We start from the raw sequence: 14,136 nt of genomic DNA on the forward strand, positions 1-14,136 counted from the left end.
GAGTCGGTGGTGCAGCAGTCCGGCACGCTCCAGGAGGAGGACCGGCGATGCCGGCGGCTCGGTCGACCGAGCCGCCGGCGTTCGGGTCTTACCAGCGGTAGTGCGCGAAGGCCTTGTTGGACTCGGCCATCTTGTGCGTGTCCTCGCGACGCTTGACCGCGGCACCCAGGCCGTTGCTCGCGTCGAGGATCTCGTTCATCAGACGCTCGGTCATGGTCTTCTCACGACGCTGGCGCGAGTAGCCGACGAGCCAGCGCAGCGCCAGCGTGGTGGAACGGCCGGGCTTGACCTCGACCGGGACCTGGTAGGTCGCGCCACCGACACGGCGGGAACGCACCTCGAGGGCGGGCTTGACGTTGTCCAGCGCGCGCTTGAGGGTGAGGACGGGGTCCGTGCCGGTCTTCTCGCGGCAGCCCTCGAGGGCGCCGTAGACGATGTTCTCGGCGATGGACTTCTTGCCGTCCAGGAGGATCTTGTTGACCAGCTGGGTCACGAGCGGCGAGCCGTAGACCGGGTCGACGACCAGGGGGCGCTTCGGAGCGGGGCCCTTACGAGGCATTACTTCTTCTCCTTCTTGGCGCCGTAGCGGGAGCGAGCCTGCTTGCGGTTCTTGACACCCTGGGTGTCGAGGGAGCCACGGATGATCTTGTAGCGGACGCCAGGAAGGTCCTTCACACGGCCACCACGCACGAGCACGATGGAGTGCTCCTGCAGGTTGTGACCGACACCCGGGATGTAGGCCGTGACCTCGATGCCGGAGGTCAGCTTCACGCGGGCGACCTTGCGCAGCGCGGAGTTCGGCTTCTTGGGGGTGGTGGTGTAGACACGGGTGCAGACGCCACGGCGCTGCGGGCTGCCCTTGAGGGCAGGGGTCTTGTTCTTGTCGACCTTGTCCTGCCGGCCCTTGCGGACGAGCTGGTTGATGGTTGGCACGTAGTCTCCGTACGTTCTGATGGTCAGCCCACCCGCCTAGGGCGGGCAGACTCCTTGTCATGCCGCCTCCGCACCCCGAGGTCGGGCGTGTCGGCGGTGCTCGCACCCGCACTCCCCCGACCAGGTCGTGGGCGCCAGGCGCAAGAATTGTGATCATCCACGTCCGGGCGACGAGAGCCCATCCGGCCCCGTCGCTCCCTCCGTGGAGAGGGCACGCTGTGTCCGTGTCAAGCACGACACAGAGAACAAGATTACCGGTAGAGCGGAGCCACTCCAAATCATCCCTTGGCAGGTGTCACCCGCCGCTCAGGGCGCGCGCCGGGCCCTCCTGCTCCGCACCCGGAACCACACCAGGCAACCGATGATCAGTAGCGGCACGAGCGCGACGACACCCGACCACATCAGCTCTGCGAGATGCGGCCGGAGGGGATTGCGATCACAGCCCTCCCCGAAGCACTCCGGCCCCGCGATCAGGGGTATGACGTCGGGCAGCACCAGGACTCCGAGCAGGACCAGGGCGACGGCCGCCACCAGGACCCACCTCACCCTCCTCCTTCGGGGCGGCCGCGCCCCGGCCGACACCTGCGGCGCCCCCGCCACGCCGGCATGCTCCGCGGCGTAGACCCCGGCGGGACCGAAGGCCTCGACCGGCCGCTCCCCCGTGTCCACGACGTGGGCCTCGACCTCGGCGACGATCTGCTCGCACTGGGCCAGGGGAACGCCGAGGCGGACCAGCGCCCCACGCAGCTCGTCGGCATACACCTGCATCTCGGTCGCCATCAGCGGGACCTCCTCGCTCCTGAGGAGAGGATCGCGGTGATCGTCTCCGTGAAATCCGTCCACCCCGCGATGCCTGCCCCCAGCGCACGCCGCCCGTCGGCGGTGACGGTGAAGTACTTGCGGGCCGGGCCGGACTCCCCTGCCCGCCAGGAGGACGCGACGAGCCCGTCCCTCTCCAGCCGGCTCAGCAGGGGATAGATCGTGCCCCCCTTGAGGTCGGGCAGGCCGGCTCGGTCGAGAGCCTGCAGCAGGGAGTAGCCGTAGGCCTCCCCCTCGCGGTCGAGCACGGCCAGAACCGCGAGGTCGAGAACCCCGCGCAGCCATTGCGCCTGTCGCTCGGACCCCATCTCCACTATTAGATGGTGACACCATCTAGATAGCACCGTCAACTAATCAGACCCTCCGGCATGCCGGAGCGGGCCGCCCCTACCCGAAGGAAGGGACGGCCCGCTCAGCGGCCGGTGGACGCTGCTCAGTGGGTGTCGAAGCCCAGCGTGATGTCGTCCAGGCGTATCGCCTCGCCCGACCCCGGCCCGAAGGCCGTGTAGTCGAACTGGTCGTACCCGGGCATGGAGTACATCGCCGCCTTGGCCTCCTCCGTGGGATTGACCTTGACGTTCCGGTAGCGCGGCAGCCCGGTGCCGGCCGGGATGAGCTTTCCGAGGATGACGTTCTCCTTGAGGCCCAGCAGCGGGTCGCTCTTGGCGTGCATCGCAGCCTCGGTGAGGACGCGCGTCGTCTCCTGGAAGGACGCCGCCGAGAGCCAGGACTCCGTGGCCAGCGAGGCCTTGGTGATTCCCATGAGCTCGGGACGACCCGAGGCGGGACGGCCACCCTCGGCGACGACGCGACGGTTCTCCGACTCGAAGCGACCCCGCTCTGCCAGCTCGCCCGGGAGCAGGTCGGCGTCGCCCGCCTCGATGATCGTCACGCGGCGCAGCATCTGCCGGACGATGACCTCGATGTGCTTGTCGTGGATCGACACACCCTGCTGGCGGTAGACCGACTGCACCTGGTCCACCAGGTGCATCTGCACCGCGCGGGGGCCGAGGATGCGCAGGACCTGCTTGGGGTCGATCGCACCCTGGACCAGCTGGGTGCCGACCTCGACGTGGTCCCCGTCGCCGACGAGCAGGCGCGAGCGCTTGCTCACCGGGTAGGCGTGCTCCTCCGACCCGTCGTCCGGCGTGAGGATGATCCGGCGAGCCTTGTCGGTGTCCTCGACCTGGATCCGACCCGTGGCCTCGGCGATCGGGGCCACACCGCGCGGGGTGCGGGCCTCGAACAGCTCGACGACTCGGGGCAGACCCTGGGTGATGTCGTCACCGGCCACACCACCGGTGTGGAAGGTACGCATCGTCAGCTGGGTGCCGGGCTCACCGATGGACTGGGCCGCGATGATCCCGACGGCCTCGCCGATGTCCACCAGCTTGCCGGTCGCCAGCGAGCGGCCGTAGCACTTGGCGCAGGTGCCGACGCGCGAGTCGCAGGTCAGGACCGACCGGACACGCACCTCCTCGACGCCGTGGGCGACGAGCGCACCGATGACCACGTCACCGAGGTCGATGCCGGCCTCGGCGAGCACCTCGCCGTCCTTGACGACGTCCTCGGCAAGGGTCCGCGCGTAGACGCTGGACTCCACGTCCTCGTGCTGGACGAGGGCGCCGGAGGCGTTGCGGACGGCGATCGGCATCATCAGACCACGGTCGGTGCCGCAGTCGTCCTCGCGGATGATGACGTCCTGGGACACGTCGACCAGACGACGGGTGAGGTAGCCCGAGTCGGCGGTCCGCAGGGCGGTGTCGGCCAGACCCTTGCGGGCACCGTGGGTGGAGATGAAGAACTCCAGCACGGACAGGCCCTCGCGGAAGTTCGACTTGATCGGGCGCGGGATGATCTCACCCTTGGGGTTGGCCATCAGGCCACGCATGCCGGCGATCTGACGCAGCTGGAACCAGTTGCCTCGGGCACCCGAGCTGACCATCCGGAAGATGGGGTTACGACGCGGGAAGTTCGCCTCCATCTCCTTGGACACCTCGTTGGTGGCCTGCTGCCAGATCTCGATGAGCTCCTGGCGCCGCTCGTCGTCAGTCGTCAGACCGCGCTCGAACTGCACCTGGACCTTGGCGGCCTTGGCCTCGTAGCCCTCGAGGATCTCGTCCTTGTTGGACGGGGTCACGACGTCGGAGATGGCGACCGTGGTGCCCGAACGGGTCGCCCAGTGGAAGCCGGTCTCCTTGAGGGCGTCCAGCGAGGTTGCCACGAGGACCTTGGGGTAGCGCTCCGCGAGGTCGTTGACGATCCCCGACAGCCGCTTCTTGTCCACGGGCTCGTTGACGAAGGGGTAGTCCAGCGGGAGCGTGAGGTTGAAGATCGCGCGACCCAGCGTGCTCTCGAGCACGAAGTCGTAGCGACCTTCGGCGTTGGCCTCGGCGTCCGCGGGCAACTCGTAGCCGACCGGCGGCACGGTGTCGCGCAGCCGGATCTTGATGGGCGAGCCCAGCTCGATCTGACCGGCGTCGAAGGCCATTCGTGCCTCCTCCGCCGTACGGAAAGCGCGACCGGCACCCTTGCCGTCCTCGACCTCGGAGGTGAGGTGGAACAGACCGATGATCATGTCCTGGGTGGGCATGGTCACGGGCCGGCCGTCGGCGGGCTTGAGGATGTTGTTGGACGACAGCATCAGGATGCGGGCCTCGGCCTGGGCCTCGGCCGACAGCGGCACGTGCACGGCCATCTGGTCACCGTCGAAGTCGGCGTTGAAGGCGCCGCAGACCAGCGGGTGCAGCTGGATGGCCTTGCCCTCGACGAGCTGCGGCTCGAAGGCCTGGATGCCCAGTCGGTGCAGCGTGGGTGCGCGGTTGAGCAGCACCGGGTGCTCGGTGATGACCTCCTCGAGGACGTCCCACACCACGGGGCGGGCGCGCTCGACCATGCGCTTGGCCGACTTGATGTTCTGCGCGTGGTCCAGGTCGACCAGACGCTTCATCACGAAGGGCTTGAACAGCTCCAGCGCCATCTGCTTGGGCAGACCGCACTGGTGCAGCTTGAGCTGGGGACCGACGACGATGACCGAACGGCCGGAGTAGTCGACGCGCTTGCCGAGGAGGTTCTGACGGAAGCGACCCTGCTTGCCCTTGAGCATGTCGGACAGCGACTTGAGCGGGCGGTTGCCGGGGCCCGTGACGGGGCGACCACGACGGCCGTTGTCGAACAGCGCGTCCACGGCCTCCTGCAGCATGCGCTTCTCGTTGTTGACGATGATCTCGGGGGCACCGAGGTCGAGGAGGCGCTTGAGGCGGTTGTTCCGGTTGATGACCCGGCGGTACAGGTCGTTCAGGTCGGAGGTCGCGAAGCGGCCACCATCCAGCTGCACCATCGGGCGCAGGTCCGGCGGGATCACTGGCACGCAGTCGAGCACCATCGCGGTCGGGTGGTTGCTCGTGGTCTGGAAGGCCGTGACGACCTTGAGGCGCTTGAGTGCGCGGGTCTTCTTCTGGCCCTTGCCGGTCGCGATGATCTCACGCAGCAGCTCGGCCTCGGCCTCCAGGTCGAAGGTCTCCAGGCGCTTCTGGATCGCCGCGGCGCCCATCCCGCCCTCGAAGTACAGACCGAACCGGTCGCGCATCTCGCGGTAGAGCATCTCGTCGCCCTCGAGGTCCTGGACCTTGAGGTTCTTGAACCGGTCCCAGACCTGCTCGAGCCGCTCGACCTGCACGTCCGCGCGCTTGCGGATGGCGTTCATCTCACGCTCGGCCGAGTCCTTCAGCTTGCGCTTGACGTCGCTCTTGGCACCCTCGGCCTCCAGGGCCGCCAGGTCCTGCTCGAGGCGCTTGGCGCGCGCCTCGACGTCGGCGTCGCGGCGGTTGCCGTGCTCCTTCTTCTCCACCTCGATCTGCGCCTCCAGCGACGGCAGGTCGCGGTGCCGCGCGTCGACGTCGACGGAGGTGATCATGTAGGCCGCGAAGTAGATGACCTTCTCGAGGTCCTTCGGAGCCAGGTCGAGCAGGTAGCCCAGACGGCTCGGGACGCCCTTGAAGTACCAGATGTGGGTGACCGGCGCGGCGAGCTCGATGTGCCCCATGCGCTCACGACGCACCTTGGCGCGGGTCACCTCGACGCCGCAGCGCTCGCAGATGATGCCCTTGAAGCGGACGCGCTTGTACTTCCCGCAGTAGCACTCCCAGTCCCGGGTGGGGCCGAAGATCTTCTCGCAGAAGAGGCCGTCCTTCTCCGGCTTGAGCGTGCGGTAGTTGATGGTCTCGGGCTTCTTGACCTCGCCGTGCGACCACTGGCGGATGTCATCCGCGGTGGCGAGGCCGATACGCAGCTCGTCAAAGAAGTTGACGTCGAGCACGTGTGTCCTTCTCTCGTCTTTACGACTCCAGGTCCGGGGGGACCATGGCTAAGTCTGTGGGTCTGATCGGTTGTGGCCGACCCCGGCGGGGCGGCGATCGATGCCTTCGGGCCTCGAGCCCGTACGGCGGGCGCGGCTGCTGCCTGTGCCGGCTGGTCAGCCGCGCCCCGCCATACGTCCGGAAACCGTCAGACCTCCTCGACGCTGCTCGGCTCGCGCCGCGACAGGTCGATCCCCAGCTCCTCCGCGGCCCGGAAGACCTCGTCGTCCGCGTCGCGCATCTCGATGGCGCTGCCGTCGCTCGACAGGACCTCGACGTTGAGACACAGGGACTGCATCTCCTTGAGGAGGACCTTGAAGGACTCCGGGATCCCCGAGTCCGGGATGTTCTCGCCCTTGACGATGGCCTCGTAGACCTTGACGCGTCCCGGCACGTCGTCGGACTTGATGGTGAGCAGCTCCTGCAGCGTGTAGGCGGCGCCGTAGGCCTCCAGGGCCCACACCTCCATCTCGCCGAAGCGCTGGCCACCGAACTGCGCCTTACCACCCAGCGGCTGCTGCGTGATCATGGAGTACGGGCCCGTGGAGCGCGCGTGGATCTTGTCGTCCACCAGGTGGTGCAGCTTCAGGATGTACATGTAGCCGACGGACACCGGCTCCGGGAAGGGCTCGCCGGAGCGGCCGTCGAACAGCCGCGTCTTGCCGGTCTCGCCGATGAGGCGCTGACCGTCGCGAGTCACGTTGGTCGAGTCGAGCAGGCCCTTGATCTCGGCCTCCTTGGCGCCGTCGAAGACCGGCGTGGCGACGCGCGAGCCGGCCGGGGCCGAGTGCGCGTCCTGCGGGATCTTGGTGGCCCACTCGGCCCCCTCAGGGATGTTCCACCCACGGCTGGCGGCCCAGCCGAGGTGTATCTCGAGGATCTGACCGACGTTCATCCGGCCCGGGACGCCGAGCGGGTTGAGCACCACGTCGACCGGGGTGCCGTCCTCGAGGAAGGGCATGTCCTCGACCGGGAGGATCTTGGAGATGACGCCCTTGTTGCCGTGGCGGCCGGCGAGCTTGTCGCCGTCGGTGATCTTGCGCTTGTTGGCGACGTAGACCCGGACGAGCTGGTTGACGCCCGGCGGGAGCTCGTCGCCCTCCTCACGGTCGAAGACCTTGACGCCGATGACCGTGCCGGTCTCCCCGTGGGGCACCTTGAGCGAGGTGTCACGCACCTCGCGGGCCTTCTCGCCGAAGATCGCCCGGAGCAGACGCTCCTCCGGGGTCAGCTCGGTCTCGCCCTTGGGGGTGACCTTGCCGACGAGGAGGTCGCCGTCGCGGACCTCGGCGCCGATCCGGATGATCCCGCGCTCGTCGAGGTCGGCGAGGACCTCCTCGGAGACGTTGGGGATGTCCCGGGTGATCTCCTCGGCACCGAGCTTGGTGTCGCGGGCATCGACCTCGTGCTCCTCGATGTGGATCGAGGAGAGGGTGTCGTCCTGCACGAGGCGCTGCGACAGGATGATCGCGTCCTCGTAGTTGTGACCCTCCCAGGGCATGAACGCCACGAGGAGGTTCTTGCCCAGCGCCATCTCGCCGCCGTCGGTCGCCGGACCGTCCGCGATGAGCTGGCCGACCTCGACCCGGTCGCCGGTGTCCACCATGACCCGCTGGTTGTAGCAGTTGCCCTGGTTGGACCGGCTGAACTTCATGATCCGGTAGGTCTGGTAGGAGCCGTCGTCCGCGGCCACGGTCACCAGCTCCGCGGAGACCTCCTGAACCACGCCGGCCTTCTGGGCCAGCACGACGTCGCCGGAGTCCAGCGCCGCACGGTGCTCCATGCCGGTGCCCACGAGCGGGGCCTCGGCGCGGACCAGCGGCACGGCCTGGCGCATCATGTTGGAGCCCATGAGGGCGCGGTTGGCGTCGTCGTGCTCCAGGAAGGGGATCAGCGCGGTCGCGGCCGACACCATCTGGCGGGGCGAGACGTCCATGTAGTCCACGTCGGCGGCGGGCACGAAGTCGACCTCGCCGCCCTTGGTGCGCACCAGGACACGCTCCTCCGCGAAACGGCCATCCGCCTCCATGGGGGCGTTGGCCTGCGCGATGACGAACTCGTCCTCCTCGTCCGCCGAGAGATAGTGCACCTCGTCGGAGACGACGCCCTCGTTGACCTTGCGGTAGGGCGTCTCCACGAAGCCGAAGGGATTGATCCGCCCGTAGGACGCGAGCGAGCCGATCAGACCGATGTTGGGACCCTCAGGGGTCTCGATCGGGCACATGCGGCCGTAGTGCGAGGGGTGGACGTCACGGACCTCCATGCCGGCACGGTCGCGGGACAGACCACCGGGGCCCAGGGCCGACAGCCGACGCTTGTGCGTCAGGCCCGAGAGCGGGTTGTTCTGGTCCATGAACTGCGACAGCTGCGAGGTGCCGAAGAACTCCTTGATCGACGCCACCACGGGGCGGATGTTGATCAAGGTCTGCGGGGTGATCGCCTCGACGTCCTGGGTGGTCATCCGCTCGCGGACGACGCGCTCCATGCGGGACAGACCGGTGCGGACCTGGTTCTGGATGAGCTCGCCGACGTTGCGCAGCCGACGGTTGCCGAAGTGGTCGATGTCGTCGACCTCGACGCGCACGTCGACGGCCTCGCCGTTGCGGCTGCCGGGCAGGACCGCGTCACCGTGGTGGAGGGCCACGAGGTACTTGATCGTCGCGACGACGTCCTCGATGCGCAGCACGGAGTCGGACAGCTCGGCCTCGATGCCGAGCTTCTTGTTGATCTTGTAGCGACCGACCTTGGCCAGGTCGTAGCGCTTGGGGTTGAAGTACAGGTTGTCCAGGAGCGCCTGCGCGGCCTCCTTGGTCGGGGGCTCGCCCGGGCGCAGCTTGCGGTAGATGTCGAGCAGCGCGTCGTCCTGGCCAGCGGTGTGGTCCTTCTCCAGGGTCTGGCGCATCGACTCGTAGTCGCCGAACTCCTCGAGGATCTGCGCCTCGGTCCAACCGAGGGCCTTGAGCAGCACGGTGACCGACTGCTTGCGCTTGCGGTCGACGCGCACGCCGACCATGTCGCGCTTGTCGATCTCGAACTCCAGCCAGGCGCCGCGGCTCGGGATGACCTTGGCCGAGTAGATGTCCTTGTCGGACGTCTTGTCCGGCGTGCGCTCAAAGTAGACGCCCGGGGAGCGGACCAGCTGGGAGACCACGACGCGCTCGGTGCCGTTGATGATGAAGGTGCCGCGCTCGGTCATCAGGGGGAAGTCGCCCATGAACACCGTCTGGGACTTGATCTCGCCCGTGTTGGTGTTCATGAACTCGGCCGTCACGAACAGCGGGGCGGAGTAGGTCATGTCCCGCTCCTTGCACTCCTCGATCGAGTGCTTCTCCTCCTCGAAGCGGTGGTTGCGGAACGAGAGGGACATGGAGCCGGAGAAGTCCTCGATGGGAGAGATCTCCTCGAAGATCTCCTCCAGCCCGGACCGGTCGGGGACGTCGTTGCGGCCGGCCTCCTTGGCGGCGGCCACCCGGGCCTGCCACCGCTCGTTGCCGAGCAGCCAGTCGAAGCTCTCCGTCTGGAGCGCCAGGAGGTCCGGGACCTCCAGAGGCTCCTTGATCTTTGCGAAGGACAGGCGGCCGGAAGCCGTCTGAGCTGTGGACACAGTCTGGGTCGCGGGTCGCGAGGCAGCCAAGGAGGGTCCTTCCACGGGCCTGGAGCTATGGAGTCGAAGCGAGCTCGCGTTGCGCTCCTGCTCAGCCTGTGCGGTCCGACGGGCACGACAGCATGGCAGGTCAGGCCAGGTGTCGAGGAGTCTGGGGGCGCGGGCGATGGCGGGGCGCGCAGCGACAAGGCAGCGCAAAGCGTCAGCATAGTCGATGGACGTAGACACGTCCAATCTGCCACATCGGAGGGAGCGCGCGCAGGTAGAACACCCGGGCTCGACCTCGGCCGTGGCCGACGCCCCATCACTATGGGTCGGCGAGCGGTCGCCGTCAAGCGGATCGCCTCCGGCACCCCCGGGACGGCGCGGTCCGGGCACGTTCCCGGTGGGCAGCCTGCGGTACGTCGGGGCCCGAGCGAGGCCTCGTCCGCGGCGACGTAGCCCCGACCATTTCCCCGCCAGCCGGCACCGGACGCACGACGGGGCGGGCCCCACCCGAAGGTAGGACCCGCCCCGAGGCAGATCGACGGCCGGAGGTCCTCCGACCTCAGATCACTTGAGCTCGACGGTGGCGCCGGCGCCCTCGAGGGCAGCCTTGGCCTTCTCGGCGGTCTCCTTGTTGGCGCCCTCGAGAACGGGCTTGGGAGCGCCGTCCACCAGGTCCTTCGCCTCCTTCAGGCCGAGGGAGGTCAGCGCGCGGACCTCCTTGATGACCTGGATCTTCTTGTCGCCGGCGGCGGTGAGGATGACGTCGAACTCGTCCTTCTCCTCGGCGACGGCGGCGTCGCCACCGCCCGCGGCGGGGGCGCCGGCGGCGGCGACCGCGACCGGGGCGGCGGCGGTGACGCCGAAGGTGTCCTCGAACTGCTTGACGAACTCGGAGAGCTCGATCAGGGTCATCTCCTTGAAGGCGTCAAGGAGCTCGTCGGTGGTGAGCTTGGCCATGGTGGCTTCCTTCCTAGTCTGTGCCGTGAGTGGCTGGTGTGTGGTGCGAGCGAGCTGCCATGGGGCAGATCAGCTCTCGTCGCCACCCGCGGCGACGTCATCGGTAGCCTCGGCCGAGGCCTCGGCGGAGTCGTCGACCGCCGGAGCAGCCGCGACGGGACCCTCGGCCTCGACCTTCTGACGCAGGGCGTCGACCACGCGGGCCGTCTGCGACAGGGGTGCGGCGAAGAGGTAGACAGCCTTGCTCAGCGAGGCGTTCATGGCGCCCGCCAGCTTGGCGAGGAGCACCTCCCGGGACTCGAGGTCCGCGAGCTTGGTGATCTCCTCCGTGCTCAACGGCTTCCCGTCGAGCACACCGGCCTTGATGACAAGGGCCGGGTTGGCCTTGGCGAAGTCACGCAGACTCTTGGCCGTCTGGACCGGGTCGCCCGTCACGAAGACGATGGCGCTCGGGCCCGAGAGGTGCTCGTCGAAGGCCGTGATCCCGGCCTCCTTCGCAGCGATCCGGGTCAGCGTGTTCTTGACCACGGCATAGGTCGCGTGCTCACGGATCGTTCCGCGCAGCTCCGAGAGCTGCTTCACGGTCAGACCGCGGTACTCCGTCAGCACGGCCGCGCTCGAGCCACGGAACTTGTCCGTGATCTCGGCAATGGCAGTCTGCTTCTCAGCGGTTGCCATGTGGCCTCCTTCCGTAGCGTGAAGCCGGTGGCCACATGAGAAAAGCCCCGGCGCAGGCGCACGGGGCTCGAATGGCGTCGACGGGCAGGCCGGTCGGGCATCGGTCACGGTCACCTACGCTGGACGCCCCTCATGGGACCTTCGTGCCGCACGTCGCCCGAGGGCGGCGGGACGGCAGACCGGCGGTCATTGGTCTGGTCAAGAGTACGGGCCGACAGGGTCGACGGCCAAATCGGCGCCGTGCGGTCCGTGCCTCGAGCACGCCTTTCGGACAGGACTCGTCTCCTCGCCGCGGCAGACCGATCAGGGAGATCAGCGGGGCGCCGAGCCCGACGCGGACGACCCGGTCGCCGGAGCCCCCGGAGCACCGCTGACGGACGCGGGCCCCTCCGGCCCGGTGACCGCCTCGGACGAAGGGGTGAGCTGCCCGTCGGAGGCGGTGGACCCCGTCGGTGCCGTCGTGCCGTGGTCCTGGGCCACCGGGCTGCCCGGAGCGGGCGCCACGTCGTCGGACGGCGGCTCCGGGATCTCGGCAGGCTCACCCCAGCGCGAATACTCCGTCCGGTCGACGATCTCTCCACGAGCCGTGGGCACGGTGGCGACGACCGAGGTGAGCACCCCCTGCTGGTCCTGCACCACCACCAGCCGCACCTGACGGGTGACGGCGCTGCGCAGCGCGGCGGGGGCCGCCACGGCGTCGAGGTACTGCGTCGGGGGGACCGAGAAGACCGTCTGCGTCCCCTCGCCGCGAGGGGTGCGGTCGCCGAGGAGACCCGGGAGCATCGTGGTGAAGCGACCTGGGTCGACCTGGGACGCCGACCGCGCCTGGTCGCCGAGCGCCCGGCTGATCGCATCTGCGCCACCAGGATCGAGCAGCAGCCAGTGGCGGGTATCCGTGCGCGGGCGACCCGACGGAGCCCCCGCGGTCGAGCTCGTCGAGGGCGGCAGCGTCACGTCGACCGTTCCGGCACCCTTGACCCAGGTGCGACCGCTCAGGCTGACCAGGGTGACGGTGCGGCCACCGGTCGTCACCGACACCTGTGCGGACCTGGTCCGCGTGTCCACCCGCGCCTCGGCACTGCCTGCCACGGTGGACATGGACATCCGCACCGAGCCCTTGGCTGACACCAGCGCCCGGATCTGCTGGGCCAGCTCGTCCCCCGGCACGCCCTCCCCCGTGGGGATGGGCTGGGCGTTGGGGTCCGGCGTGCTTCCCGCGAGGCTGGCCCCCTCCACGGGCACCCGGGTGGTCGGCGTGGCAGGCACCGTCGACGAGGCGATACCGAGGGTGGAGCGTGTCGTGTGCGAGCCGGCGACGCATCCCGACAGGGCCAGCACGACGGCCGTCGCCGCGAACCACGGCCCGGGCCGACGGATGGAAGCGGCAGGGGGACGGCGCATGGTCGCCGATACTATCCGCGCAGCGGCGGCATACGACCCAGGCACGACGACGCCCGGACCGCGAACGGTCCGGGCGTCGATCACGCGGGGGTCGGGCTCAGGCCTGGCCCTCCTCCTCGGAGGTGAGGTTGCGGGTGCGGTTGGGGTCCAGCGGGATGCCGGGGCCCATCGTCGTCGCCATGGTGGCCTTCGTGATGTAGCGGCCCTTGGAGGCGGACGGCTTGAGGCGGAGGACCTCCTCCAGAGCCGCGGCGTAGTTCTCGACCAGGGCCTTCTCGTCGAAGGAGGACTTGCCGATGATGAAGTGAAGATTGGCGTGCTTGTCGACGCGGAACTCGATCTTGCCGCCCTTGATGTCGTTGACGGCCTTGGCGACGTCCATGGTCACGGTGCCGGTCTTGGGGTTGGGCATCAGGCCACGCGGGCCGAGCACCTTGCCCAGTCGGCCGACCTTGCCCATGAGGTCGGGGGTGGCGACGACGGCGTCGAAGTCGAGCCAACCGCCCTGGACCTTCTCCAGCATGTCGTCGGAGCCGACGAAGTCGGCGCCGGCGGCACGGGCGGCCTCGGCCTTGTCGCCGTTCGCGAAGACGAGGACCCGGGCGGTCTTGCCGGTGCCGTGCGGCAGGTTGACGGTGCCGCGGACCATCTGGTCGGCCTTGCGGGGGTCGACACCCAGGCGGAACGCGACCTCGACGGTCGAGTCGAACTTCGTGGTCGCCGACTCCTTGGCGAGGCGGACGGCCTCGAGCGGGGAGTACAGGGCGTCGGCGTCGATCCGCTCGGCGGCGGCGCGGTAGGTCTTGCTGCGCTTCATGGTCTGCTCCTGCTGGTGTGGTGGGCGTCCCGGGAGATCGCCCTGTGGAGGGGTGGTCGTCGGGCCAGCGCCTGGCCCTGCCACGGTGTCCGGCCGCGCCCCGGAGGACGCGGCCGGAAGGTCACGAGATCAGGACTCGAAACCAGGGGTGTTGATGCCCATCGAGCGGGCGGTACCGGCGATGATGCGGGCGGCCATCTCGATGTCGTTGGCGTTGAGGTCTTCCATCTTCTGCTGGGCGATCTCGCGGACCTGGTCGGCCGTCAGGGTGGCGACCTTGGTCTTGTTGGGGACACCGGAGCCCTTGGGGACGCCCGCGGCCTTCTTGATCAGCTCGGCGGCCGGCGGGGTCTTGGTGACGAAGGTGAACGAGCGGTCCTCGTAGACCGTGATCTCGACGGGAATGACGTTGCCGCGCTGGGACTCCGTCGCCGCGTTGTACGCCTTGACGAACTCCATGATGTTGACGCCGTGCTGACCGAGGGCCGGACCGACGGGCGGGGCGGGCGTGGCTGCGCCAGCCTGAATCTGCAGCTTGATGAAGCCGGAGACCTTCTTCTTGGGAGGCATGTGCTACTTCC

General features: G+C 68.8%; 11 protein-coding genes. All 11 read right to left on the bottom strand.

All coding sequences use genetic code 11. The features are described 5' to 3' along the window. Positions 1-88: 88 nt before the first annotated feature. The 11 genes from rpsG to rplK all read right to left on the bottom strand — a co-directional run bounded on the left by rpsG (position 89) and on the right by rplK (position 14,125). Positions 89-559, bottom strand: a complete 471-nt coding sequence (gene rpsG / locus ACK2IS_RS13115; protein WP_241452871.1) for a 30S ribosomal protein S7 — start codon at positions 557-559, stop codon at positions 89-91. Then, the gene (gene rpsL, locus ACK2IS_RS13120; protein ID WP_050347836.1) at positions 559-933 is read right to left on the bottom strand and encodes a 30S ribosomal protein S12; all 375 of its coding nucleotides are present in this window, start codon (positions 931-933) and stop codon (positions 559-561) included. Before rpsL ends, rpsG begins: the two co-directional genes overlap by 1 nt. A 306-nt stretch (positions 934-1,239) precedes the next feature. Further along, positions 1,240-1,713, bottom strand: coding sequence for a hypothetical protein (locus tag ACK2IS_RS13125; RefSeq protein ID WP_409483747.1), 474 nt, complete (start codon positions 1,711-1,713; stop codon positions 1,240-1,242). Further along, the gene (locus tag ACK2IS_RS13130) at positions 1,713-2,060 is read right to left on the bottom strand and encodes a PadR family transcriptional regulator (RefSeq protein WP_409483748.1); all 348 of its coding nucleotides are present in this window, start codon (positions 2,058-2,060) and stop codon (positions 1,713-1,715) included. The genes ACK2IS_RS13125 and ACK2IS_RS13130 overlap by 1 nt, the downstream gene beginning before the upstream one ends. A 125-nt stretch (positions 2,061-2,185) precedes the next feature. Continuing rightward, on the bottom strand, positions 2,186-6,070 hold the full coding sequence (locus ACK2IS_RS13135; protein WP_409483749.1) for a DNA-directed RNA polymerase subunit beta': 3,885 nt from the start codon (positions 6,068-6,070) through the stop codon (positions 2,186-2,188). A 188-nt stretch (positions 6,071-6,258) separates the two neighbouring features. Then, positions 6,259-9,744, bottom strand: a complete 3,486-nt coding sequence (rpoB, locus tag ACK2IS_RS13140; RefSeq protein ID WP_409483750.1) for a DNA-directed RNA polymerase subunit beta — start codon at positions 9,742-9,744, stop codon at positions 6,259-6,261. 522 nt (positions 9,745-10,266) lie between these two features. Then, complete coding sequence (rplL, locus tag ACK2IS_RS13145) at positions 10,267-10,659, bottom strand: 50S ribosomal protein L7/L12 (protein ID WP_409483751.1); 393 nt, start codon at positions 10,657-10,659, stop codon at positions 10,267-10,269. A gap of 69 nt (positions 10,660-10,728) precedes the next feature. Continuing rightward, complete coding sequence (gene rplJ, locus ACK2IS_RS13150; protein WP_409483752.1) at positions 10,729-11,337, bottom strand: 50S ribosomal protein L10; 609 nt, start codon at positions 11,335-11,337, stop codon at positions 10,729-10,731. Between the two features lie 312 nt (positions 11,338-11,649). Then, positions 11,650-12,738 carry a hypothetical protein gene (locus ACK2IS_RS13155; RefSeq protein ID WP_409483753.1) on the bottom strand — a complete coding sequence of 363 codons (1,089 nt, stop codon included), beginning with the start codon at positions 12,736-12,738 and terminating at the stop codon, positions 11,650-11,652. A 97-nt stretch (positions 12,739-12,835) separates the two neighbouring features. Beyond that, positions 12,836-13,555: a 50S ribosomal protein L1 gene (gene rplA, locus ACK2IS_RS13160; RefSeq protein WP_409483754.1), complete on the bottom strand. Its 720-nt coding sequence runs from the start codon at positions 13,553-13,555 to the stop codon at positions 12,836-12,838. 129 nt (positions 13,556-13,684) lie between these two features. After that, on the bottom strand, positions 13,685-14,125 hold the full coding sequence (rplK, locus tag ACK2IS_RS13165; RefSeq protein ID WP_409483755.1) for a 50S ribosomal protein L11: 441 nt from the start codon (positions 14,123-14,125) through the stop codon (positions 13,685-13,687). Positions 14,126-14,136 lie beyond the last annotated feature (11 nt).

Origin of the sequence: Arsenicicoccus dermatophilus (genome assembly GCF_046267915.1) — a bacterium.
Taxonomy (GTDB): Bacteria; Actinomycetota; Actinomycetes; order Actinomycetales; family Dermatophilaceae; genus Arsenicicoccus; species Arsenicicoccus dermatophilus_A.